This window comes from Vreelandella alkaliphila (assembly GCF_016107625.1).
Taxonomy (GTDB): Bacteria; Pseudomonadota; Gammaproteobacteria; order Pseudomonadales; family Halomonadaceae; genus Vreelandella; species Vreelandella alkaliphila.
This window is the reverse complement of record NZ_JABASV010000007.1, coordinates 135,262-160,802: the sequence shown is the minus strand read 5'-3', so window position 1 is coordinate 160,802 and position 25,541 is coordinate 135,262. Positions and strand designations below refer to the sequence as shown.

The 25,541-nt window shown below is 48.0% G+C and carries 19 protein-coding genes; 8 read left to right on the top strand and 11 right to left on the bottom strand.

Annotated features, from left to right (window positions below; translation table 11 throughout):
• Positions 1-983: 983 nt before the first annotated feature.
• Positions 984-1,241, top strand: a complete 258-nt coding sequence (locus tag JFC11_RS12385; protein WP_198349662.1) for a restriction endonuclease subunit S domain-containing protein — start codon at positions 984-986, stop codon at positions 1,239-1,241.
• 1,283 nt (positions 1,242-2,524) lie between these two features.
• On the opposite strand, the gene JFC11_RS12380 is transcribed toward JFC11_RS12385, so the two are convergent.
• On the bottom strand, positions 2,525-3,256 hold the full coding sequence (locus JFC11_RS12380) for a hypothetical protein (RefSeq protein WP_198349661.1): 732 nt from the start codon (positions 3,254-3,256) through the stop codon (positions 2,525-2,527).
• Positions 3,257-3,647: 391 nt separating this feature from the next.
• Positions 3,648-4,262, bottom strand: a complete 615-nt coding sequence (locus JFC11_RS12375) for a recombinase family protein (RefSeq protein WP_198349660.1) — start codon at positions 4,260-4,262, stop codon at positions 3,648-3,650.
• Between the two features lie 293 nt (positions 4,263-4,555).
• Here JFC11_RS12375 and JFC11_RS12370 point away from each other — a divergent pair, with 293 nt between their 5' ends.
• The gene (locus tag JFC11_RS12370) at positions 4,556-6,274 is read left to right on the top strand and encodes a hypothetical protein (RefSeq protein WP_198349659.1); all 1,719 of its coding nucleotides are present in this window, start codon (positions 4,556-4,558) and stop codon (positions 6,272-6,274) included.
• 10 nt (positions 6,275-6,284) lie between these two features.
• Here JFC11_RS12370 and JFC11_RS12365 read toward each other — a convergent pair whose 3' ends face one another.
• Entirely contained in the window at positions 6,285-6,842 is a 558-nt protein-coding gene (locus JFC11_RS12365) for a hypothetical protein (protein WP_198349658.1), read from the bottom strand.
• A gap of 276 nt (positions 6,843-7,118) precedes the next feature.
• On the opposite strand from JFC11_RS12365, the gene JFC11_RS19010 reads away from it, so the two are divergent.
• Positions 7,119-9,209 carry a DNA recombination protein RmuC gene (locus JFC11_RS19010; RefSeq protein ID WP_232482893.1) on the top strand — a complete coding sequence of 697 codons (2,091 nt, stop codon included), beginning with the start codon at positions 7,119-7,121 and terminating at the stop codon, positions 9,207-9,209.
• Between the two features lie 628 nt (positions 9,210-9,837).
• On the opposite strand, the gene JFC11_RS12355 is transcribed toward JFC11_RS19010, so the two are convergent.
• From JFC11_RS12355 to JFC11_RS12325, 7 genes are all read right to left on the bottom strand, one after another.
• Positions 9,838-10,401, bottom strand: a complete 564-nt coding sequence (locus JFC11_RS12355; RefSeq protein WP_198349657.1) for a hypothetical protein — start codon at positions 10,399-10,401, stop codon at positions 9,838-9,840.
• On the bottom strand, positions 10,398-10,730 hold the full coding sequence (locus JFC11_RS12350) for a hypothetical protein (protein ID WP_198349656.1): 333 nt from the start codon (positions 10,728-10,730) through the stop codon (positions 10,398-10,400). Before JFC11_RS12350 ends, JFC11_RS12355 begins: the two co-directional genes overlap by 4 nt.
• A gap of 493 nt (positions 10,731-11,223) precedes the next feature.
• Positions 11,224-12,153 carry a restriction endonuclease gene (locus tag JFC11_RS12345; protein ID WP_198349655.1) on the bottom strand — a complete coding sequence of 310 codons (930 nt, stop codon included), beginning with the start codon at positions 12,151-12,153 and terminating at the stop codon, positions 11,224-11,226.
• Positions 12,154-12,157: 4 nt separating this feature from the next.
• A complete protein-coding gene (locus tag JFC11_RS12340; RefSeq protein WP_198349654.1) occupies positions 12,158-13,270 on the bottom strand; it encodes an OST-HTH/LOTUS domain-containing protein in 1,113 nt (370 codons plus the stop codon).
• A gap of 24 nt (positions 13,271-13,294) precedes the next feature.
• A complete protein-coding gene (locus JFC11_RS12335) occupies positions 13,295-14,611 on the bottom strand; it encodes a GIY-YIG nuclease family protein (RefSeq protein WP_198349653.1) in 1,317 nt (438 codons plus the stop codon).
• Positions 14,608-16,689 carry a DEAD/DEAH box helicase gene (locus JFC11_RS12330; protein WP_198349652.1) on the bottom strand — a complete coding sequence of 694 codons (2,082 nt, stop codon included), beginning with the start codon at positions 16,687-16,689 and terminating at the stop codon, positions 14,608-14,610. Before JFC11_RS12330 ends, JFC11_RS12335 begins: the two co-directional genes overlap by 4 nt.
• A 3-nt stretch (positions 16,690-16,692) precedes the next feature.
• Positions 16,693-19,434 (bottom strand): DNA methyltransferase, encoded by a 2,742-nt coding sequence (locus JFC11_RS12325; protein WP_198349651.1) that lies wholly within the window; start codon positions 19,432-19,434, stop codon positions 16,693-16,695.
• 478 nt (positions 19,435-19,912) lie between these two features.
• Here JFC11_RS12325 and JFC11_RS12320 point away from each other — a divergent pair, with 478 nt between their 5' ends.
• Entirely contained in the window at positions 19,913-20,542 is a 630-nt protein-coding gene (locus JFC11_RS12320; RefSeq protein ID WP_198349650.1) for a hypothetical protein, read from the top strand.
• A gap of 39 nt (positions 20,543-20,581) precedes the next feature.
• Entirely contained in the window at positions 20,582-21,622 is a 1,041-nt protein-coding gene (locus tag JFC11_RS12315) for a hypothetical protein (RefSeq protein ID WP_038484787.1), read from the top strand.
• A gap of 79 nt (positions 21,623-21,701) precedes the next feature.
• Here the strand turns inward: JFC11_RS12315 and JFC11_RS12310 are convergent, their stop codons facing one another.
• Positions 21,702-22,463 (bottom strand): SDR family oxidoreductase, encoded by a 762-nt coding sequence (locus JFC11_RS12310; protein WP_038484790.1) that lies wholly within the window; start codon positions 22,461-22,463, stop codon positions 21,702-21,704.
• A gap of 229 nt (positions 22,464-22,692) precedes the next feature.
• Here JFC11_RS12310 and JFC11_RS12305 point away from each other — a divergent pair, with 229 nt between their 5' ends.
• The 3 genes from JFC11_RS12305 to groL all read left to right on the top strand — a co-directional run bounded on the left by JFC11_RS12305 (position 22,693) and on the right by groL (position 25,389).
• Entirely contained in the window at positions 22,693-23,163 is a 471-nt protein-coding gene (locus JFC11_RS12305; RefSeq protein WP_038484793.1) for an FxsA family protein, read from the top strand.
• A gap of 230 nt (positions 23,164-23,393) precedes the next feature.
• Positions 23,394-23,687: a co-chaperone GroES gene (locus JFC11_RS12300; protein ID WP_009724706.1), complete on the top strand. Its 294-nt coding sequence runs from the start codon at positions 23,394-23,396 to the stop codon at positions 23,685-23,687.
• Positions 23,688-23,745: 58 nt separating this feature from the next.
• Positions 23,746-25,389 carry a chaperonin GroEL gene (gene groL / locus JFC11_RS12295; protein ID WP_030072731.1) on the top strand — a complete coding sequence of 548 codons (1,644 nt, stop codon included), beginning with the start codon at positions 23,746-23,748 and terminating at the stop codon, positions 25,387-25,389.
• The last annotated feature ends 152 nt before the right edge of the window (positions 25,390-25,541 follow it).

Here is a 25,541-nt window from a genome sequence, read left to right as displayed (position 1 = left end):
GCGCGGCGCGGCGCTCGTCAGATAGAGCTGATCACCCTTTCATGTCCGATCCAGCCTCTCCAGCACCAACGTATTGATACTGACCTTCACTCTCATCGTATCTCACGTAGCTAACTACGTTTTAGCCTTTCAGCATGAAAGGTGCAGAGCAATACCGTCTCCGAAGTAGCAAAGACTATTTTCTTAACGATAACGGTCTTGCTCAGCGTTGACCTCACTCTCTCTGCTTCGGTGAGCAGCTACGGGATTGTGTGTTCCGTTTGCTTGAAGGCGTGTTTGCTGAAATCGCTAGGATTAGTTTGCCTAGCGTTTTCCTACGACTTTCCGGTTAATAAGCTCGGCACTCTCAGAAAACAGCTCGAATCAAGTTACTGCTGGCCTAGAATTTTCACGTCACCAGTCACACTCACCCTTTCACTGATGAGTCACTCACCGCTGTAGACAATAAAGTAAATTTAGACTAGAAAGGTGCGTCCTAGAATAACTTGAGCAGCTAAGTCAGGAAGCAGACCATTGAAAGATAAAATCGAAAAAGCGTTAGTGTCACCGGGCTGGATGCGTCTGTGGATGGTAGGCAGCGCGCTCTGGTTCTTGCTGTGCGTAATCCTGTTCATCACTACTTTTTTTTCATCCCATCCTGTGTATTCCGAATTGGTTTTGATGGCTCTGTGGTCGGTGCTTCTACCAGCTCTGGCCTTTTGTTCCGGTCTCACCATCCGTTGGATTATTCGGGGTTTCCTTTCAAGCTAGCAGCAAACTACCATTGCTTTGCTTCCCATCCATAAAACACCTTCCAAAAGCCCTATTTAAGCCTTCCAGGACGTTCTTACTAGCGACCCAAGGAAAGCCCAACCCCCTCCCAGCTTCGCTCCTTAGAACGCAAATTTGGAAGCGTTGGAGCTTAGTTTCAACGTAATCAATTCGCTGTTCACTCGACTCAGGCTATTCTTGAATCAGGCGAAGTAAGTAAGGAGCTTAAGCAAATGAAAATCTCAGTTGATGAGGCGCAGCAACAGTTAGAAGAGGTCATCGCGTTGGCACAGCAAGGACATGACATCACCATCAGCGGGGACGCAGGCACCGTGAAACTCATGAAGATCCCGACGACAGCGAATGGTGATGACCATGGCTGGCAGTCAATATTCGGCGTGATGAAAGATCAAATCACTTACGAGGAAGGCTGGGACGCACCGCTTACGGGTGATCAAGCAAAAGAAATATTCGGCGAGGAAAAAGCCTAGAGGTAGTGAGTGCAAGCCTCATCCATGGCCAGCAATGCTATGCTCCAGGCTTCCCTGATCAATGCGGGTGTTGAGGTTCGCGAGTTTCGGCCTCGCTACTACATTCACATCCCGCACCAAGTATAAGAATAGTCAAGTATAAGCGCCATTGGCTCAATTTAATCAGCCACTTACGATCTACCTCTCCGAAGCAATAATCTGCTTGCCATGTCTCCATCCCCTGTAGATAATATCACTGTGCATGCAGCCAGTTCGGAATGCACACACCTGCGGAGGTATCGGAGAAACATACGTTCGGCCACAGGTGAAAAGTCAGTGAAGTTATCAGTGATTCATGCCAGAGGGAGCCGACGAAAGGTGACCTACGCAGACATCGATAAACTCACCGACGACAGCCAGAAGAGATCCGCGACAATAGGCTGTGCCTGAAGAGGTTCTCCTGATCACCATCAGGGGTCACTGAACGGGGCGTTGCGGGCGTTACATGGGATCGCCCGGATCTCACAGATCCATGTGACGTTGTTCAGTGCAGTGAGGGATGGCCCCATACGGATGTCGGATCGTTTGATCTTATACAAGCATGGGTGGCTGGAGGGGAAAAGCCTTACCGGAGCCTTGATGCGAATAGCGTCTGCTCTGGTAAGGAGTTTTCCACCCTCCCCACCGGATGCCATATTAAAAAGACTATTAAAAACACTACTTTTATAGAAAAAAACGAATAAACCCGAAAAAATCGACGATAACCGAATACCTCTGCTTATCACTGAAAATCACTTTACCTCTCAAGCCTTGCTCTTAGCCAACAAGCGCACTAGACACCCAACACTAAGTCCTTACACCAAGTCATTTTAGCCTCTCTGCTCTCTGCCTAACTGACCTACTGACCTACTGACCTACTGACCAACCAGAAAGTAACCGTTCAACAGCCGCTAATCCTAACTACCAAGTCAGAACTGAAATTCGCGAACGCGCGCGCCGACGTCGGGGACACTTTGCCGGAGAAGAGTTCGCCAATGAGACGGGCCTGAACTGAAACCCCTAGGTTTTTTCGCGGATGCTGTGGGGAGTGCTGCCTATTCGAGAGACGAAATAGGCGCCTCCCTTATAGAACCAAGGGGGCGGATTTTCTGGTGCCCCACTGCAACAAGCGACACCCTTATACGTAGAAGCTGAGCGTCAGCTCTCTGGCTAGGGCTAGATCGAGCAGAGAAGCGTCCCTGAGCGCGTTCGTATCCGACACGATCGATACATAGGGGAAACGAAACGGAGCTTATACGCGACCATTACGCACCTATAGTGAGGCGCTCACTTGCGCGATGTGTGCTTTCACTAAAATCAACAAGCCGTTCCAGGTTTTCAATGATACCTAGGATATCGAAATAAAGTAGGTAACCCTCCCTCGACAAACTGCCGACATTGCCGTCTTCCATCTGATGCAGCCACCCTTTCAGCTCATCGATTTGTTGCTCGACTGAAACGCCACTAATCCCTTCACCGGTCATGGGGTTAATCATCAGAGTCAAATTTCGTTGCTGCTGATTTAACAGCCGACCTGCCAATTCATCCACCTGGCTAGATAGTTCCGCGAATAGCCCCTGTTGCTTGATCTCGTCGATGGCCAAGAAAAATTCCGGTATTCGCTTATCGTAGTAACCTGAAACTCCGCCGTGCTGACACATAGTCAAGGTCAACATCTGTCGATAAACGGTCACTCGGCCTTCCTCAAGGCTTTTGATACCCCTTTCAGCCCCTCCGGTAAGCTCTTTGAGCCTGATGCCGTCACCGAAAATTTTTAATTCTGAAAAGCCGCCCCAAAGGGCGATGACAACTCCAGCCAGAAGCGATAGGCCAAGCAATGAAACAAATGCGCCGACTTCTAGCTGTCCATTGACCAGCAACACAATCGCCAGCACTGTCACAAGTAAAAGTGCCACCAAGGCAGCCGTCTTACGTTTATGCTGGCTGAGCAGTTGAATGAGCCTCGCCCAATGGCTCTTTTCAGTTTTCTGACTCATGCCCACCTCGGTAAATTAAGAATAGGTTGGTCATCTTGATGTCCGGCCAGTATTGACAAAGATAGGCAACGAACACAAACCATGTCGATAACTAAATGTTCACATTAGCCACCAGCTTCCGCCTTTCCTGAAATCCAAAATGGAAACAGCCTTATTGAAGGCTGGATGACAGACACTGCATGCAGAGGGTTTTACAGAGACCAGTAATGCTAATCATCCTGCCATCATCGGGATTAGTGGTTCTTCTTGCTGACGCGAAAACCTGCGGCTACACACTTCGCAAAAGATGTTTAAAAGCACGTAGCATTGCACTGAAGGGTTTCACAACGCAGAGAGGGAAAAGCGCTCAAGGTGCAAATTTGAGCGCTTGAGGGCATCATTTATGTCGGCGTCAACTTGCTTGCTTACTCATTTGCAGGTTAGCTTCATCCAACCACCCCTCCTCAGCAGCCTTACGGCAAGCTCGCTTCACAGATGGAGTGGAAATTCCAAAATGCTTAGCAGTCTTGGCTATCGACTGTTTGTTTTGTGATCGCCACAGCGCCACTGCTCGATCATCAATGACCTTCTCACGACCAAACTGTAAGCCGTCTTTCTTTGCCCGCGCGATACCGGCCATTTGCCGCGCCTTTATGTTGCTCCGTTCTAATTCGGCAATTGCGGCTAGCATCGTTAACATCGCCTTACCTATCGGGGTGCCCAACTCAAACCCCTCTCTAATTGAGATAACAGCCACTCCTTTCGCGTGCAGGGATTCGACGGTGTTTAAAACATCGATGGTATCGCGCCCTAACCTATCGATGGCATAAACAACCAAAGTGTCACCCTCGCGCACATAGTTCATTAAATTGCTAAAGCCCTCACGCTTCTCCGTTTTAACAACACCAGAGACAGCAGCATCTTCAAACCAACGATCAACTGAGTAGCGAGACTCTATTTCACTTTTTTGTGAACCAGTCTGTTGATCGTCAGTGCTCACTCTTAAATAACCGACAATAGCACCCATAAAAACTCCTTCGGCATATAGCTCACAACTTGGGTTAGCAGTATTATATATGGATCAAAGCTATTTTTACGTATAAGAGCCTGGCAGTCATGCACTTTTCAAACTGGATCTTAAAGTGAACCTTTTGATACACCAACTATAAGGCAGCGTGACTTTTAAATTAATAACGCATTAACGTGACTAATCACGCTCACCTAAAGAGCAATTTCGCAGAAATTTAAAGCGCTGCGTATAGACAAAAAAATACCGACCCAATAGAGGCCGGCAATCAACAAGTTGAGATAAATTGTAACATGAAAAAATCAAAAAAGTGCGCTTCTCGCACCGTCAGAACATCAACAAAAGAAGTAAATAACTCGTTACTTATTAATCATTCAAATGCAGATCGGGTAAGACGCTGGCACCTTCCACATGCCATCGGACAGCACTTTAGCCAATTCAAGGCGACTGCCGACAATCTCATAATCAAACGCTGGAAAGATCAGCAGCTCCGGCAAGTGCTAAATGGTCGTAGCATTTCCCTGGAGTTGCGATTCTATTTCTTGGTTCTTTGCGAATTAATAGATCAGCGAGATGGCTGGACTCTGGGTTTTCTGACCGTCAACTTCTCTCAAGCACTCAGCGAAAAGATTGCCAATGAAAAAACGCGCTCACCCGCCGGTAAGTATGCCAACCGTATCAACAAAAAATTCCGAGAACACGGGGTCAGAGCGTTATGGTTCGGGGTGCTTGAGGATCATAAAGGCAACCTGCACTGCCATGGCCTTATTGGATTTCACAAAGATGACGAGGCCAAGCTAAAGCAATGTCTCAAAGTTGACACCGACAAGGATTCGGGCATTAAGTTGCAGACTTCTTACAAGAAGCGACCTTCTCCAAACAGTCACACAGTGACAACATCGAAATCAGAAAATTGCAATATATTTCAAGAAGCCAATATCGACATTGGTGCTGCGGATTACATATCAAAGGCTTTGGAGAAGAAAAGCGACTATATGGAAAAAGGTAAATGCCGGATATATGCGCCTAACGAGCTGCGTTCAACAGCACATTCCCGCTATGAAGAAATGCGCAGTAAACAAAACCGTTTTCGAAGTGCAACTTTCGACACCACGACATTGAACTGCCATCAGGCGTTGACCTACCTGCTGAAGGGTTGGGTGCCAGAGACGATAGACCCTGGCCAGGCTCGCCTTGATGAGCAGCGCATAATAGACATAGATAACGCCTTAGCATGGGAGCATTTCCGCAACAGCGAACCCTCGTATGATTGGCAGTATGAGGAAGACGATCCGTCGGTAGATGCCTACTTTGACGCCGAGCAAGAAATAGCGGAAGGACTGTCAGAGGGCGAATATGACCGTGTGGTCGAAGAGGCAGAACGCTTTATAGATCAAAGTGCCCCTACTGGGGAAATGACAGAAGGCGAATACGACTGGCTGATGTCGGAAATTGCTGTGATCGCTAAGGAGCAGGAGAAAGCACGCTCATTATCGGAAGGCCAATACGAAGCGCTAATGCAGGAAATCAGCAGTGATATTGAGCAATACCGCCAGGAAGAGCTTTTATGGCAGGCTCCAACTGACCCGGCTGTATCGGATACTGAGCTTGAGGCCTTTATGAAACAGCAGGCGCTTAATGTTGCTGAAAAACCTTCGATAACGCCAGGGCAAAATAGCTCTCTAACGCTCACCTTAACGACAGACACGAAAATGGCGCTATACGCTATGTCGGTGGTCAATAACCCACCAAGTCAGTCATGTATAGCACGGCAAATTAACACCGCTTACGGTGCTCACCACCCTCCTCTAATAGCACCCCTAAACACCCCCTATAAAGCTCAAATTGCGCGCTTAAGACGTCTTAGCGCTTGGGATAGTTCATTATATAGAAAGACGAAAAAAACGCCCCTGGAGCTTCCTAGAGGCGTCATGAAACTCTGCCGACGTTATCAAATGAGTAGCCTGATAACTGAATGGCCACCGCCGATGGCAACTACATGCAGGTCATAGCAGCCAAGTATCAGCGGTTATCATTGTAAGCCTCTGATGAATCGTATTGGATGGTTTTGATCATTCGGCTCTTTTCTATGCGCATAAAATTCAGGCAGACGTAGGGCGCTAGTCCATTTACCAAGGCAAATTGAAAATCCCTGACCACATATACAGGGAGATGAACGAACGCTCTCCAGCCTTCTTGCCGATAGTTACGATTAAGATAGCCTATCGAAAACACGTCGTTAATGACCGGAACCAGCCTTTTGTCCTTTGTTTCAAACTGCGGCTGACCATCCTCCTCTTTGATTTGTATGTCAGAGACACGCATCGATTCCCATTCATGCGGTTTGGTCGTAAGTAATTGCACTGCACAAGTCTGACCCGCCTTGTTGTTAGGAGCCAGGATGGTGGTCTCAAGGTTTAGTGTCATACAATTGGAAAGAACGAGGTCATCGCCTGACATCAGCGAAATTCTACTAATATCCGCTAACCCTGCTGAATAGTGGCTATTGAATGAAATGACCTCTAAATCAAAGTGCTCGAATACCCTCTTCTTTCCTTCATGCCAGCTTGATGTTGTCATCACTCTCACTCTTGTTAATGCCCTCTCGCATCATAAGCAGTGTATTAACGGCTGTCGGGGTATTTTTTACGGCGAATACATCTCAGTCTTATCACGCCGAATATGGACAATAATTGATAATTTTGTAGGAGATCGTTTACATACAACCTAAGCCCTCTGAGGTATTGTTCAGAAACTTAACTTAATGTAACAACCTGGCTTGAAAGGTCTCACTGCGCAATACAGGCAGCCCGCCCAACAAGTCCCTTTGCCCTTTGGTCAGATCAGGAGTTCTCGATGGAACAGCCCGTAAGCCTTGCACTTATCGGCAGCGCCTTATTTATCTTGGGTGCATTGCTTACCTTTGCTTTCCAGCAGTGGCGCATTTCGTCGCTGCGAAAGGATAAAAATGCCGTTCAATTATCACTCCAATCAAAAGAAGCTGAACTTCAAGCCAGAGAATTTGATGTCAAGCAGCTAAATCAATCGCATACCGCCGTCACCGATGACCTTCAAGCTGCCCAAGAGCACTTATCTACACTGCAAAAAGCTCTGGATAGTGAGCGTGATAACTTGCAGAGCGTGAGGCTGGAGCACGCCACAGATAAAGAGGCGTTGGCAGGCGTTAGAAGGGAGTTATCGGATTACCGAGACACTGCCCAGCAACAAAGAGACGACCTTAAAGCGCAACTTGATGAGGCTCAGCAAGAGGTCAAAGCTCGTCAAACCCAGCAAGATGAGCTTAACAAGCAACTCACAGAACTTAAATCTGGACTGAGCGACCGCGAATCCCGGCTCGAATCACGAGAAACCAGCCTTCAAGAAGCTCAACATCGTATCAATACGCTCGATCAAGAGCTTACGTCGCTCCGAGAGTCATCCCAAGAAAAGCTCGGCGCACTCAATAAAGACCTAGCGCAGGTGCGCGAAGCATTAGGCAGCGCTCAGGCAGATCTGAAGTCACGCACTCTGGCCCTCGAAGAAACTCAGACAAAGCTAGCATCCACCGAAAACACTTTGAACCAACAGCGTCAGGACTATCAGAAAAAACTTGATGATGCCTATCAGATAATTGCCGAGTTACGGGAAGCCAACGGCAGCATCCAGTCAGACCTGCATGCGGTAAACACCAACCTCAAAGAAGCTCGTGAACAGCGAGATATTGCACAGAAGAGCCTTAAAGAGCTTCAGACCACCTACCATGCTCTGAAAAACGAGCATGGTGAGCTGCAAACTCGTATGGAAGAAAAGGAGCATCAATTCAACCGTCAGTTGCAGTGGATGGAAGACAGCAAAAAGCAGCTCAAAGTAGAGTTCGAAAACCTAGCCAACGAGCTGCTCGATCAGAAAGGCAAGGCATTTTCATCTCTCTCGGAACGTAACCTAACCGAGCTACTCAAGCCGTTCCAAACCGAAATAAAGGGCTTCCGAGACAAAGTGGAAAGCCTGCACACCCAGGAAACTGAACAGCGGGCCAGCCTACGAACAGAGCTAAAGAATTTACAGGATTTGAATAAGGACATTACCGATCAGGCAGCGCAGCTTACCCAGGCACTTAAAGGTCAAAAAAAGGTGCAAGGCAACTGGGGTGAGTTGATGCTCGAAAACGTCCTCGATAGTGCGGGGCTGCGCCCTGGGGATGATTATCAGCGCGAAAGAAGCTTTGATACCGAGGAAGGAAAGCGCCGTCCAGACGCTGTGATCTATTTGCCACAGGGCCGTCATCTGGTCATTGATGCCAAAACCTCGCTCAACGCCTATCTGGAGTATGTGAACGCAGATGATGACCTCTCACGGCAAAATGCGTTAGCGGAGCACACCAAGGCTGTTAGTTCACGCATTACCGAACTGGCGGACAAACATTATTACGATCTTCCGGGTCTTAACTCCCCTGAAGTCGTTGTGATGTTTATCCCGATTGAATCGGCCTACGTTGAGGCAGTTCGTTATGACAGCACGCTCTATCAACGTGCTATTGAGAATAATGTGCTGGTCGCCACCCCAATAACCTTGCTAACCAGCCTCAATATTGTCAGTCAGCTATGGCGATTTGAAAACCAGAGTAAGCACAGCGCTGAACTGGCTAGCCGTGCCGAACGTTTTTATAACAAGCTCTCCAGCTTCGTTGAGAGCATGCAGGACGTTGGTAAGAAGCTGGACGGTGCTCGGGGAAGCTATGACAAGGCGCTGGGACAACTGGTCAACGGCAGAGGCAATCTAATCAAGCAGGCACATGAGTTTAAAGAGCTTGGCGTCTCAGTGAAGAAAGAACTACCCGCTGACATTCTGGAACGTGCGAAGCTTGAGATCGGCTCATCATCTGACAATACCCACTACCTAAGAAACGAACACCGGACTGAAGAGAGCGCAGAAAATACAATTGACTAAATGCTTACTCGACGGCAGCACAGTGCGCTAATGACCTGACAACCTCTGCACTACCAAAGAGGATACAAAGACCAAGGCTTAACGATCGATTGGGTGGCGGATCACCTTATTCTAGCCCCCCCTTTTCATAAAAAAGTCTATCGGGGACATGGACTGATACGACAGACCTTATGCGATTTCCCCTGCCCTAAATCAAGGCACGATGGCCTATACCCGCACCTAGCGTTCTTCGTGCTTTACAACTGGAATCGGCCGCCTAACGATGCAACTAGGTAATTGGACTGGCCCTATGAGCGAGTATCAAGTCGCATCTTGAGGTCTCAAAATGTCAATTTGGCAGCGATTTCTGGTGGTTGTTTACCCTCAGTCGAGCATGCAGTGGTTATGTGCATATAGTGCTCACCAAGATAAACGCTTCGCGTGTAATGACGTGGGTTGATGTTTGCGCCCAGCGATAAGAAACCTTGACATTAAACTTGAGTGGTAATAACTGCCTCTGAAGGCCTGTGTGATTGCGTATAACTTAATTCAAGCTGTTACTTATTGGTTCAGATAGCAAAATTTATTGAAAGTTGGTGAGAGGATAAAAAAGCCACAAATGACGGCTGCCAATTTAGCTTATTAGAGATTAGCTATTTGAAGAATTCGAGGTATGGCTTTTATTAAGAGAAGTATTAATATCGCCAAATTTAATTTTTTCCAGAGACTTACAGGCCTCAATTAAACTAGACTCTAACTGGTCGACCTCCGAGCGATGAATATCATGAATATCTGTGCCAAGCGTCGGGTCAAGAGAATTATTAGAGCGCAATGCATCATCAGAAGGAATTTTGACAAAAGGTGCACTCGGATACTCAGCAAATAAATTAACTAATTTCTGAGAAAGTGAATTGATTTTCTTGATAATATCTTTTTCTTGATCCACTGAAACTTCATTTGGCTGCTGTTGTTGTCTTGGCTGCTGTTGTTGTCTTGGCTGGGTATATTGCTCAGGCTTAGCATTTTGACCAGGCATTGCCTGGACTTGTTGCTGCGACTGAACCTCGCTAAATCTTGGAGCAAAAACCCCAGTTTCTTCGAGATCCATCTGGGCATACTTACTTCGGGCCTTTACGAGGATTGGGACAAGCGCTCCTGCCGCAAGCAGAATGAGCAGTATCGGGAAAATCATCAACCAGTTTTGAAAAGTCATGTCCTTTCTGCTCCTTGATCTTGCCGTGCCTTATCCGCGGCGTGTCTTTCTATGACAAGATTTTTGCGTATAAGCTCCCTGACATTTTTAAGGGTCACATCGGATATTTCCTTTAAGTATCCAAATATTAAAATTGAACCAAGACCGAGGAAAATACCTATCCAAGCTGCGATTGGGGTCATAGCATTAGTTAAGGGGGCCAAGAGCCCGCCTATAAAGCTTAAAGCCAATACAGTAGCACCAAATCTATCAAGACCATCAAAGAATGCCCTTGCGAACACCAGCCATCTTTCGGTCTTTCTTAGCGCTTTAACAGTTGGTCTTGTCATTTTTTTATTTCACTAGTTTATATCTACTATAGCAGAATCTTACAGCTTGATGACTCAGCCAAGCAATTGAAAACAATGAGTGGGCTTTATAACCCCTAACCTATTGAAAACCCACACTCTGTAAACCTGTTATTTAGATGCACGCGGCATAGACTGCCTTGCAAAAAAATTCGTAGAGGCCGGCTCTCAGTCCTGGTGAAAGGTAGATGCGCCCTTGACTGAATCCACAGAAGACTGTCATATCAGCAGTGGCGTTGTAGCTGCTCTTGCCGATTTTCTGTCATCATTAAAGTGGCAATTTGCCAAGCGAACCCGTTTCATAATGAAGGCCGATTCTTGCTCGGCCATTTCGCCTGTATAAAGCGAAACAGCACAGCGGAATATTCTGTTGGGGTCATCATTTTCATTGGCAACGGCTATTTTATTACCCGCGAATTCTATTTGGCCAAATCACACAGCCTGAACACGTAGTAGACACCGTATTCAGGTCATATCACTCTGCAAAATAGTCGCTATCGAGTCGCTTGACGATGTATTGCTCTACAGAAGAAACCCCAACATCATGGTCAATCATCAAGCGAGCAAGCCGGCGACCGGTTATCAGAACTATTCGGCTATCAATCATTGTAGCGTATTCACTTGCTTCTTTAGTAAAGCCAGATGTAGTGATAAATACGCCCTTTTTAGCTCTTCGCCCTTGCAAGGCACCTGCAAATTTTTGTATTTCAGGCCTACCAACTACTCCTTCCCACCGCTTAGCTTGAATATAGATCACATCAAGGCCTAAAGGGTCTTCGTCAATAATTCCATCAATACCGCCATCACCACTTTGCCCTACAGCGCGGGATGCATCCGCTCTATCTCCTCCGTATCCCATAGCGACTAAAACATCAACGACCAATCGCTCAAAGAATTGAGGCGTAACTTGTTTTATTTGATCGAGAACTTCAAGCTCTAAGCTATCACGCATTTCTTCCCAAGCTTGCCCTAAAGCTTCTTCTGGGGTTTTTTCTTTAACAAATGTCGTGACATTAGTTGGCTGAAGTGCATCACCTTTAGACTGCTTTGATACTGTAGGCTTATTATTCTTAAACTCACGAAAGTCTTTAAACTGCATAAGATCATTGATACCAATATACGAATTGGTGTCTTTCAACAATTCTTGACCTCGCCCCGTTATTGAATAAACGCCTCTACGACTGGAATAAAGCGCCCCAGCTTTCTTTAAATATGTAACAGCCCAACCTACTCGGTTATTAAAAACTTTAGCACGACCACTTGGCAGCAACTCCTCAAGCTCCTCACCGGTCAGACTGAATTGCGTGGTCAATTCAGAGCAAATCTCCTTAACAGTCTGCTCCTTTCCATTTTCTAAAATCTCAAGAACTGGTCGCATCAATGATTGATAATCTGGGATACTCAAGACATCATCCTTTAATCTTTATATAAATTACTCGACTCGAAATTTGATCAGGCAATGTTTCTTTTTTTAGATCCAAAAAGCCCAACTCCTCCATAAAAGCTGACAATTTTTTCTCCTTTTGATACCAGCTTTTAAAACCTGGCTCGTTTTCTTTTATCCACTCGCCCACATTAGCTAAATTAGACCAACCAGAGCTTTCAGAGCACGCATCACAAGCCTCTGCTAAAATTCCTCTCAGCTCCCATTCTGAAAAAGTTATTGTTGAAGGCTCAGAACCAAGATCGCTAGACTTAGGCTCTAACTTTTCATGTGATAACTTATCGTAATCATCATGGTCCAAGATCATATAGCTTGAATTATTACCAGCAGAGACCAATGCTACGCCATGCTCTCTTAGAAGATGTGCTCTATAGTTTTTTTGTTTCCTCATTTTTTTTCCGCATAAGGCACATTCAATCTTGAACGAAGATTCATCTACACATGATTTTCTTTCGTTCTGCTTAGCTTTCAACGAGCTTTGAGCTGAATTTGTTTTTTTACCTTTAGAAATAATATCTGCTAGGGACCCTTGGAAGTATAGTTTTTTTGCCACATCATCTATAGGCCAAATTTCTTTTGTTGACTCATCTATACAACAAATTCGTCCAACAAATATGCGAGCATCCCCTCTTACTGACATAGAACGTTTAATTCCATTGCTAAATTTTGCTCTAAGCATCGATGTGGAGCTGAAGCTGTTGTATGAGCAAGAATCGGCCACTATAATTTTTGCGGTTCGGCTTAACGTTTTATTCTCAATATTAAAAATTGATTTTAAATTATTTTTTCCGACACTCGAAGAAGCATTATCAAAGCAAGCATGTTTATACCACGGGGGGCCAAGGGGTAAATCTAGCCACACGGCCCCGCCGTTATGTTTAATAAAAGCCACATCGCTCTTACAAATAGGGCACTGGGTTAAGTGATTTTCTGTTTCGACAGCACTATCAACTTTCAAATATGGCTGCCGATGATTTCCAAAATATCCACGACCACCACCAAAGTTTCTTCCTTTGTGTCCATCCCCTCCCCATCCGCATCGACAGTCCGGTGGGTGATTATTAGCGTTGCACCCCATACATAACTCCCTGTAGTTTTATTTTTACTTTTTCAACAAGCGCCCTGTTGTGTTATCCATCCGATACTGAACAATAGTGCCATCAACAATACGTGTGACAATTTCACGAGCGGCAACCAACTCCACATCGAACCATTCACGGGGCCGGTAGGTGCTACCGTCGCGACTATGCAATAAAACGTTAACCCGCTGCTGATGAAGCATGGCATGCACTAAACGCTCAAACCTTCTCGGATCGAGGTTGTAACACTCAAAAGAAGCGACAATCTGCACTGGCGCTTCCAAATATGTCTGCTGCCTTTCCGCTCCGGCAAGGCGCTTCTCCAACGCTTTTTCGGAGTAGCCGATCTTGTGAAGGTTACGGATGCCCGCTAGTGCTGGATCTTTACTCAGCGAGCGTAAAATGTAGATGACGCCAGTCCGCTTATCATGATGGGTAATGCCTTGCATCGAGTCGAATGTGCTATCGGGCCGCAAGATGCGACGCCCTGTTGCGTCTTTGTAAAGCGCTCTAGCAAGCGAGCGAAGTAGCAGGTTAGATTCGGTGCCGTTATCAAAGATCACGCGAAGGCGGGGATTGTAGCGGCCATTTTCACCCTCATTAGCCCCCACCTCATCCACCAAACACATCATGCCGTTAACAACGAAGAAGTCACCCTTCTCGATTTGCGACTCACGCTGAAAACGGATGGCCTCGGCATCACCTTCGGTGAGTTCGTCACGAACTTGGTCAAATAAGCCTGAGAACCGATAGAAATCAGAGCAATGCGTTCGTTGTGCGATCTCATCAGGCGAGTCGCGCTCGCTGCGTTCTGGAATATGAGTCATATCAAAGATTGACTCGACGCCCTCGTCACCGCTGCTCAACAGCCCTAGAGCATCACTGTTCCAAATGTCATCAAGCGAAGTAACGCTCTCAGGAGACAGGGACTCATCCGTCGTTGCAGGTTTAATCGCCTCGGCCTCAACTAGCCCACCTTCCTCATATTGCGAGGCTTCAGCATCACGTTGTGCCGTCTCCCCCATATCCTTCTTAGCGCTATCTAACAGCCCAAGCGAATCGACCTCTGCCAAAGCCCTAACATGGTCGGGATCGCGCCTTAGCGCTGCTAAATGAACTGCTAACGTGGCCTCAGACAAGTCATCAGCCGCTTGATCCGGCTCACGCTCATTCTGTGTAACAAAGGACTCGACCGCCTTCAGTGTTGCCACCAAACGCTGGTCAGCAGAAGGCACAGAGGAAGAGATAGCTGAAACATCCAACAACCCCAACTCATCACTATCTAAAAAAATGTCATCTAGCGTTCGACGTTTTAACGGCTCTCGACGGGTTCTGATCATGCCGACGCCCCGCGCATCCTCTCTCTCTTCTTCTTTTGGATATAGGCCAGTGCTTCTGCGTAACGAACCTCCATGTGGTCATCGCTGTGGATCGAAGGCGGGTGCCCTTTCTCTTGAGTAAAAGCAACAATCTTCGGCCACAAAACAACAGCTTCCTCCTCGGACATCTGCGTCCGATTCCCGACCACCGTATCTTGAATAACTTTCAGCACAGGTGCGGTTAACGCTTTGGACAGGATTTCGTAGGCACCCTGGAAGGGGTTGATTTGATTAATCAGGTCGACGTTGAGATGTTCGATATTGACGAACTTTTCGCCAATCTTGATGAACTGACGGCTACCCTTAACTTGGTCATTTCCAGCGTTATCAGCAAATTCTCGGCCATCTGGTGCCTGATCGGGATCTACCGGCTGACCATCACTATCAGTCTTATAAACTTGATTTGGCTCGTGGATTTCGGCCCCGTCCGGTAGATCTTCTTCACTAAACAAGCCGCCTGATGAACGAGCACCAATGGTGGTCAGGACAGTCTCGCGCAATAGCTCCTGCTCGCCCTCATCTAAATCAGGGTGCATCCGCTCGATGATCTTCGGTAGCTCAACCTGATTGATAACTTCTGGCTCGGCGTCTTCTTTAACGGCTGTAGCGGCTACTTCCGGCTTTTGTAGCAAAGCCGCAATGATGTCTTCCTGGCCTCCAGACTCCAAAATTCCCATTACCTTGTCGGATACTGGCTTCTGGGTGTCATCAATGATGACTGTATTTGGACCGACCTCTTCGTTTGGCCTCATGCGTGAACGTGGCTTGAAGGACACGCTAGGAGCCAGCACCTGCTCCATTAAGAGCGACACCGTAATAGCCTTGAGCAAATTATTGACGCTGACTTTTACATCCTTGTCGTCAGCATTCGGCTCGGCGATCAAGTTGGTAAATTGGGCGTGAGTTTTACCTTCACTATCACGGGTAGCCCGTCCAATGATCTGAACGATCTCAGTCATTGAATTACGGTAGCCGATGGTCAACACATGCTCGCAATAAGGCCAGTCAAAACCCTCTTTAGCCATTCCCAGGGCGATGATCACATCAACATCTTCAGGACGCTCAACATTGCGGAGATATTCTTGGACATCTCGACGGACAGGCGTATCAGTCACTAGGTCAGCGACCTTTAATACTTTGCCGCTAGGGTGTCGCACCGTCACGATACCCGTCTGACTGTCCTGCACTTCTACTTCACCCAGTGCATCCAGAATGTGGTCGACTTCGCCATACTTGTCTTTGGTGCTTTCCATGCTATTAACATTGGGAATATGAACGATGGTCTTTTTGTCAGGATCAAGCACCTCCCGAATGGCATCCAGATAACCACCTTGATAGAAGTGGTAGCCAATACCTAGCGATTTGAGGTAACGGTAGCCGTTTAGCTGCTCGTAATAGGTGTAGGTCACCTTATCGAACGCGGCTTCATCATCAGGAAGCAAAATGGGAGCAGCATCACCACGGAAATAGCTTCCAGTCATGGCGACAATATGCGCATCGGAGCCGCGCATGAGGTCATCAATCAAGCCCCCTAGCCGGTTCCCTTCATCGACGGAAACATGGTGAAATTCATCAATGGCGACCAGACAACCATCAAAATCAGAGGATTTCAGCTTGGCAAACGCATACCGCAAAGTAGCGTGTGTGCAAACCAGGGTGCGAGCGTTAGGGTCATCGAGGAAGCGACAAAAGGTATCCACCTTGCCGCTATCACTGCCCGCTCGGCATAAATCGTAGCGATCATCGACATGCCAATCGGCATCAAAGCCGTGCGAGGTAAGATCGGTGTTCTTGAAGGATGCGCCAATCGACATCTCTGGCACGGCCACAATGGCTTTTCGCAAGCCCAAGTGATGCAGCTTGTATAACGCCAGAAACATCAAGGCACGAGATTTTCCAGAGGCAGGCGGCGCTTTCAGTAGCAAGTATTGGCTATCGCGCTTTTCATAGGCTCTCGCCTGCATTTCGCGCATACCCAGGGCATTACTGGTCGCACTCTTTCCATTGCGGGCGTATTCAACCTTGATCAGCTCAGCCATATCTTATCCCTCCTTGGTAGTCTTTTTACGTGCTTTCTTGGTATTTCCGGCCTTGGCGACCTTTTCAGCCTCAATCAGTTTTTCATAGCGGGCCAGCAAGTATTCCTGGCGTTCAGCCGCATCACGGAAAGGTCGTTCGCGATAAAGCTTTTCAACGGCTTCATCGAGCGCCTGATGTGCCTTCAGCAAGTTTTCGGGCATTTTGTCGGGATCGTAGAGTTGCGCCATCGACTTATCAGGATGGTCAGCACGTGCAAGAATGACTGCACGGCCCAGTTTTTCAATCACTTCCTTTTGCTTATTTGAAGCGCTCGGCCAAGGAAATGTATTGTATACAAGGGTTGCTGAATAACCGTAGTCACTCTTTAGACGGCCACCTACCAGCCGCATCCAATCAAGGTGCATGATTGATGACAGGATCGAAAATTCATAAAGTTCACCGTCAGGGATTATGTAGTTCTTATTGTTCGTAATTACCTCGAAATTTATAACCCCCAAAGGCACATACGGCCTTCTTACCGAAGTAAAAGCTGGAACCAATATATAGCTACCCTCCTCAGGCTGTGCCACCTGGAGGAATTGATGAGGCCTTTTAGCTCCCTGAATAGCTGCGGCATGCCCGGCCTTAATACGAAGAGCGCGAACGGCATCAACACGCGACTTGACTGCTGGTATATTCAAAATTTCTTCAGGAGCCCCGATTAGCCATAGACACCAGCGACAGTCACCTCGTAAGAACTCTTGAGCCCCAATTAAGGGCTTAATCCAAGGTGCAAGCTGAGGCTCATTTTCAAGTAAATGTTCTTTCTCCGACTGAGAAAAGATTAAGTTTCCGCCATCTGTAGGCTTATTACCAAAGACCATTTTTGGCGAATTAACCAGAGGCCTGCTGCGACTGGCCACAATTGTGTTCCCGCCCTCCAATAGATACGGACTGATGTTATTTACAAACTTTATTCGCCACTCTCCAGAGACGAATTGGTATAGTCGCTTTTGAATTGGGTTCTTACTTAGACCAATAATTACAACATGAACGCCTGCGTTGCCTTGAGCGCTATTTTTCCAAGGAAATGTTTGATAACAGAAAGATATCTCCACACCAGAGTCTAGGATATCTGGCCATAGAGTTGCGACTTGCTGTCCTTGACAAATTGAATTGGTTGTAACAAAGGCGGCTTCACCACCGAACTGGAGGTAATTTGCCGCCTTTCGCAGCCAGCAAGCGACATAGTCAAGATAGCCAAGCGATTTTTTTCCAAATACACGTTTCATATCGCAAATCTGATCTTCGCTTCTACCAGCAGTGCCATGAAATGGTGGATTGCCACAAATATAAACCTCAGTCTTCTCCCCATTTTGGCAAACTTCTCGCCAGCTCAATTGCAAGCTATTTCCAGCAATAAGATGACCAGCTGCTTTAAGAGGAAGCAGTGGCTCTGCATGGCCAAACTCTTTAGCAAACAGCATATTCATCTGATGCTCAGCCAACCACAACGAGAGCTGCGCCACCTCATGGGCGAAGTCATCAATCTCGATGCCATAGAACTGGCTGAGTCGAATACCGCTCATAAATATTTCGTTCTGCTTTTGCTGGCCAACATCCTGCATGGCCCGAAACACTGCCATTTCTAGCCGTCTCAGCTCTTTGTAGGCAATAATAAGGAAGTTGCCTGACCCCATCGCCGGATCAAACACCTTGATATGTGCCAATCGCTCCAGCAATGCTTCTAGTTTTTTGCGATTACCGTTGGCCTTGTGCAGCTCGGCATACAGCTTGTCGAGGAAGAGTGGGCGGATCACCTTCATGATATTCGGCACAGAGGTATAGTGCTGACCCAGCGAATCGCGGCTTTCCTCATCAACTACCGCCTGAAACATCGAGCCAAAGATGTCAGGATTTACGGCCTCCCAGGCGAGTTGGCCGCACTCGATCATCATCCGACGGCCCTTGCCCCGAATTTCCGGCACAGGCAGGTCATCGCGGAACAAGCCGCCGTTGACATAGGGAAACTGGACAATATGAGCTGCCAAATCAGCAGGACGCTCATTGTCTGGCTGATTCATTACTCGAAATAACTGCGCCAACAATTCCGGCAATCCTTCACCATCTTCACCGCTGGCCTCCGTAATGACCTTAGTAAAGGCATTCTTGGGGAAAATACCGGTATCTTCGGCAAAATAACAAAACAGCAGACGGGTCAGGAAAACATTGAGCGAATGCAGCTGCTCCGGCGTGCTGAACTCGTTGACTTCCTTCAGACGGTCGAACAGCCGCCCCATCTTGGCCGCTGCCTTTAGATCAGCCGAGGCTTCAGTAAAGTGTTTGGTGCGCTCTAGCCCTGCCATAGGCGCAAAGAATAGGTATTGCGTGGCCAAATCGCTAAACGGCACTTCCAGACGCCCACTAGACTTGGTATCCAGCGCTGTCAGCTCATGAAAGTCTGTAACAACCAGAAAGCGGCATTTGTGTCGGGCTGGCTCATCTTCATCTGCCAACACCTGGAGAGCTTCATGAATGCTTTCGCCCTGTCTGACCGGCATGAAATACAACCAGTTTTTCAGAGCGACGTGGCCATCGTCCTTGCGGCTAGTTACGTTACGCTGCCCGCCATTTCGAACCTGAGTGATAGTGGCCTTGGGGAAGCCATAGGCATCGAGGAAGGCATAGATAAACTCGCTAGGCTCAGCATCTGACCGCGTTGCCGCATTAAGCGCATCCATACAATAGGTCTGATCAAAAGCCATTCGCCTAACACTCCCCCGCCAGTTAGCTCTCACTGAGCTTTAGTTCATTTTTATTAGAGTCTACTTAGGCAACCACTGCGTGTCACTTTAAAGACACCCTTATTGCGAGCCGCAGCCAAGGGAAGAAGTGACAAGAAAGCCTCTTTTGAAACGCGGGTTGTCAGCTGACAGATCAGCCGCTAGGATACGGAGCTGTTTTCACTCCACTTAGGTGTGACACTCTTGAAAATTGGTAAGCAAGCGCTATCCGATAAGCGATTGATTTGGAAGGGAGCTTTGGTGCCATGTGTGTGGGAGTGATCTTCTCCCCATCCGCACCAATTTAAAGGCCTTTGCCTTCGAAAAATTCGGTAGCTTTATGCTAACCGAATTTTTTTGTTTTACGACCCCAACATTACTCAACTAGCTGACCCCAACCTCTTTTTGAGCTACGTTAGCAGTTATCAATGCCACTTTGATTTGAGAAGGATCTCAACCCATGGAATGGCTTAAAGATAACGCCCAAGCAATCTCTGCGATTGCCAGCATCTGCACCCTTCTTGTCTGGGTATTTTATGCCCAACTGCTTTACAACGGCTATGTCCGCCAGCGACGCCCTAGGATTATCGTTAACAGAGGCAAGGGTGTTGGCAAAGACGCGCTCTGCTTGATAAGCAACATGAGCAGTGAAGCCATTTATATTCAGCATTTAGTTGCTGTATTACACACGAATGAGCAAAGCTATGAGCTTGATGTTGTGGAATATCAGCAGCAAAGCGGCGATGATGAAAAAGCAGGTTATCGGACACACCAAGGCCCCCTAGCGTCGGGCGACTATCTTCACATACAATCCTTTGGCGCTATCTTGCAGCAACTTATCCGCCACTATGGTATTGATGAGCACTCTTTAAGACAGCATACGCCTCAACTCGAAATACGCGTCATCGCTATTTATAGCTCTGAAGATATGCCTGTCGGCGCAACACGGCACTTTGAATTAAACTTGTCAGCCGACCCGCTTCAACAACTAACCCCGCTGCAGGTCGATACGAAACGCATGACCAGTCGCCGGGAAAGACAACGCGTACTGCAATGGGCTAAAGATATTGAAATGTACAAAGCAAAATAACAAATCGCATTCGGACAACATTCTTCTAGGGACCCTTCGATGAAATCAGTGCTCGCTGTCGTTTGCCTTGGCGTATTTTGTGCACTGTCGCCACTCTCTTATTCTGCTGAAACCTCTATTGCTGGAGCTACCACTGCAGAGACCTATGCTATTGAGGAGGAAGATAGCGACTTACCGGAGTGGGCTGAAGCGCGCGTTGAGCCATTTCGAGCAAGCATTGGCAACTGGGTAGACAACACATCAAGAAACATTGACTCTTTTTTTGGTGGTGATCAATCAGCTTCTGTCGATAACAGATCTTACCTCCGCCTTGGCCAGGAAATTGACTGGATGGAAGGCGAAGGCACTAGCGGAGACATTAGCGTGCGTTATCGCATCGATCTTCCCACGACAGAAGACCGCCTTCGCTTAATCATCGAAAGTGATCCAGAAGAATCACAAGGCACGTTGGCTGATCAAGGCTCTGGGCGGCTCTATAACGATCAGCGCGATCGTAGAACATCGACATTCGGCCTTGATTGGTTAGAAAGTAGAGACAAACGTGAGAACTGGAGCAACCGCTTTGGCGCTGGCGTACGCCTTCGTCTGCCTCTTGACCCCTATGTCCGCTTTACCAGCGAACGCCTGTGGGACTTTAAGGATAGCCCCTGGCAGCTAGAATCATTTAATCGACTATCCTGGTTTAACAACTCAGGTTATTCAGCACGCACCGAGTGGGATTTTGGCCGCCCGCTTTCCACCAATCGCCACCTGCGATTTATCACCAATGTGCAATGGCGTGAAGAGGAAGACACGCTTGAATACAGTGAGGTAGTGCAGCTAAACCAGCGTTTGAACCGCCGTAGTGCACTTCGCTATTCAGCTATCGCTATTGGCGAAAGCCTGTCTAACCCACGAATGACAAACTACTACCTGCAAACTCGCTACCGCAGAGATATTCATAAAGGAATACTGTTTGCAGATGTCATTCCAGAACTGCATTTTCAGCGAGAGGTTAGCTACGACCCGCGCTGGGCGATGACATTACGGGTAGAAATGTATTTCCAGCGCGAACTCCAGCGCGATTACTTCCACTTCTAGCAATTAGTGGCCCACCGCGAACACGCGATAGGCCACTGGCAGTTCAGCCAATGGGCTATTAGCTGGTTGCTACCGTTATTTAAAGCCGCAAACCACCGTCGCACTCGATAATTCGCGCCGTGAAGTAATCATTTTCAAAAATGAAGGCAACGCTTTTCGCGATGTCATCCGGATTACCCAACCGCTTAAGAGGCACACTGGAAGAGATTCTTTCCAACATGTCGGGGCGCATGGAAGCTGTCATGTCGGTTTCAACAAACCCTGGCGCTACGGTTCCAGTGCGAATACCGTAACGGGCAAGCTCTTTGCCCCAGGTAACTGTCAACGCATGGACACCAGCTTTAGCAGCAGCATAGTTACTTTGCCCCATATTTCCGGCTCGGGAAATACTTGAAATATTGACAATAACGCCCTGGTGCCCAGCTTCTACCATCTGCGTTGCCGCTTCCCGGCCGCACAGAAAAACGCCGGTTAAATTGACATCAAGCACTTTCTGCCAAGCAGATAGCGACATACGTTTTTCAACTACTCCTTCTTTTGCTTTGATCAGCAAGCCATCGTCAGTGATCCCTGCATTATTAATACAACCGCCTACCGGTCCCATGCGGGCCGCAATGTCAGCAAATGCCTGCTGCACTGACTGCTCATCAGCCACATTGGTCACAAATGCGTGTGCTTGAATATCTTGAGACGCTAACGCTGATACCGCCTCATCCAATGCTGCTGCACTCATATCCAAAAGCGCCAACCGAGCACCTTGCTTGCCTAGCCGCTCCGCCATAGCAAAGCCCAGACCGCGGGCTCCCCCGGTAATCGCGATCACTTTATTTGTCAGGTTCATCTGATTCTCCTTAGGCCGATACTTATAAAGACCGATACTTTAAATTGCTTGCTAAGCGCTACCTATATCGCCTCGTAAAATGGCGCCATTGTGCATCGCAGCATAGAAGCTATTGAGCGAAATATCGAGCATTAGAACACATACGCAAGCAAGCTAACCGAACGCTGGCTGCTTGTTTTCGTGAATTCTGCCACCATATTGACGAATTACGTTTGTTATGGAGTCTGTCATGCCCATTCTTCTTTTTATATCGCTGTTTACGTTAGTTGATTTTGTACTACTGTTTTCGATCGGTAGCCAAATTGGTTTATTAACTACTCTGCTTCTCGTACTGGGCACTGGTTTCATTGGACTACACCTAATTCGCAAAGAGGGTGTTTCCACTCTGGCGCGCGCGCGACAGCGCATGCAAGTGGGCGAAATTCCCTCTCAAGAACTGTTTACCGGGGCCGCACTAATTTTCGGCGGCGCCCTACTTTTAGCCCCAGGCTTTCTCTCTGACGCGCTAGGTATCGCCTGCCTGCTGCCTAACGCTCGCCAGTTAATATTTAAAGCCCTCACCTGGCTAGGCTTAAAAAGCACTGCTGACCAACAGCAGCAAGCAAGCTACGAACAGGCCCAGACATCACGCTCAAGCAGTCAAGAAGGGCCGATTGAAGGTGAATTCATTAGCCGCGATGAAACAGCAAGGCGGCGCTGAAGGCTCATCGAAGAAGAATGCCAAAAAACCACATTTTTTTATCACTTACCCCTTGAAAGGCTACGAGCAGCCCCCACTTTTGAGTCAGCACACAAGTTCGGCGGATGCACTAGCTTTCGCCATTAACATGAAGGTGACTTACCTTCACTTTTCGCGGGCAAGAGGCCCACGAAAATCTCATTTAGCTAACTGCCCTTATGGGCTTTGACGATACTCAGGAGAACGTGAGCATGAATATCCGTCCTTTGCACGATCGCGTCGTTGTTCGTCGCGTGGAAGAAGAGCAGAAAACCGCTGGCGGCATCGTGCTTCCGGGCAACGCCCAGGAAAAACCCACTCGCGGTGAAGTCCTGGCGGTTGGTAATGGTCGCATTCTCGACAACGGTGACGTTCGCCCGTTGGACGTTAAAGTTGGCGACTCGGTGATTTTCAAAGACGGTTTCGGCGTTGAGAAACAGAAAATCAACGGCGAAGAAGTTCTGATCATGAGCGAAGCCGATATCTTGGCAGTTGTCGAAGGCTAAATCTCGCCTCGACTACTTACTTTTCCTTTTTAATTTCAATGTTTAGGAAATAACGAACATGGCAGCTAAGCAAGTTAAGTTCTCCGATGATGCCCGCAAACGCATGGCACGTGGCGTTGACGTTCTGGCCAACGCAGTAAAAGTTACTCTCGGTCCGAAAGGCCGTAACGTGGTACTGGACAAGTCCTTCGGCGCACCGACCGTTACTAAAGATGGTGTATCAGTTGCCAAAGAGATCGAATTGAAAGACAAGTTCGAGAACATGGGCGCGCAGATGGTTAAGGAAGTTGCTTCCAAAACGTCTGACGCTGCAGGCGACGGTACCACTACGGCAACGGTTCTGGCTCAAGCCATTGTCGCAGAAGGCTTGAAAGGCGTTACTGCGGGCATGAACCCGATGGATCTTAAGCGCGGTATCGACCAAGCGGTTAGCGCGGCAGTTAAAGAGATTCAGGCAATGTCTGTTCCTTGCACCGACACCAAGTCGATTGCTCAGGTAGGCACAATCTCTGCTAACGGCGACAAGCGCATTGGCGAGATCATCGCTGAAGCGATGGAAAAAGTCGGTAAAGAAGGCGTCATCACCGTTGATGAAGGCCGTGGCTTCGAAGACGAGCTGGAAGTCGTTGAAGGTATGCAGTTTGATCGCGGCTACCTCTCGCCCTACTTCGTTACCAACCAAGACACTATGGCTGTCGAGCTGGAAGACCCTTACATCCTGCTCGTAGACAAGAAAATCTCCAACATCCGCGAATTACTGCCGGTGCTGGAAGCGGTTGCTAAGCAAGGTAAACCGCTCGCGATTATCGCTGAAGATATCGAAGGCGAAGCGCTAGCAACGCTAGTTGTGAACAATATGCGCGGCATCGTTAAAGTTGCTGCAGCTAAAGCACCTGGCTTCGGCGACCGTCGCAAAGCGATGCTGCAGGATATCGCTATCCTGACTAACGGCACCGTGATTTCTGAGGAAGTTGGCCTGACGCTTGAGCAAGCGAACCTGGATCACCTGGGTACCGCTAAGCGCATGACGATGTCTAAAGAAAACACCACCATCATCGATGGCGCTGGTGTCGAAAATGACATCGAAGCACGCGTTAACCAGATCCGTGCGCAAATCGAAGAAACCTCTTCTGATTACGACAAAGAGAAGCTGCAAGAGCGCGTTGCCAAGCTGGCAGGCGGCGTTGCTGTTATTCGCGTCGGTGCGGCTACCGAAGTTGAAATGAAAGAGAAGAAAGCTCGTGTTGAAGATGCGCTGCACTCAACCCGCGCTGCAGTAGAAGAAGGCGTTGTACCTGGTGGCGGTACTGCACTGGTTCGCGTCATGGCTAAAGTACAGGGCCTGACTGGCGACAACGAAGACCAGAACCACGGTATCAACATGGCGCTGCGCGCTATGCAGTCTCCGCTGCGTCAGATTGTTACCAATGCCGGTGAAGAAGCTGCTGTTGTTATCAACCGCGTGAAAGATGGTGAAGGTAACTTCGGCTATAACGCACAAACGGGTGAGTACGGCGACCTGTTCGAAATGGGTGTTCTGGACCCGGCTAAAGTAACCCGTACTGCACTGCAGTCCGCTGGTTCTGTCGCTGGCCTAATGATCACCACTGAGTGCATGATTGCTGACGATCCTGAAGAGAAAGACGCTGCTCCAGACATGGGTGGCATGGGCGGAATGGGTGGCATGGGCGGCATGATGTAATGCAACCCTGAGCCTATCGCTCTGACGTTTAACGTCGTTAAGAACCCCGCCATGGCGGGGTTCTTTTATGTGGCAATGCCTCTCTCTAGCTCTAACGGTAGCTAAAATCATGCTACCATCAGCGCCTTTATCCGGCAGCTGTAGGTCTTCAT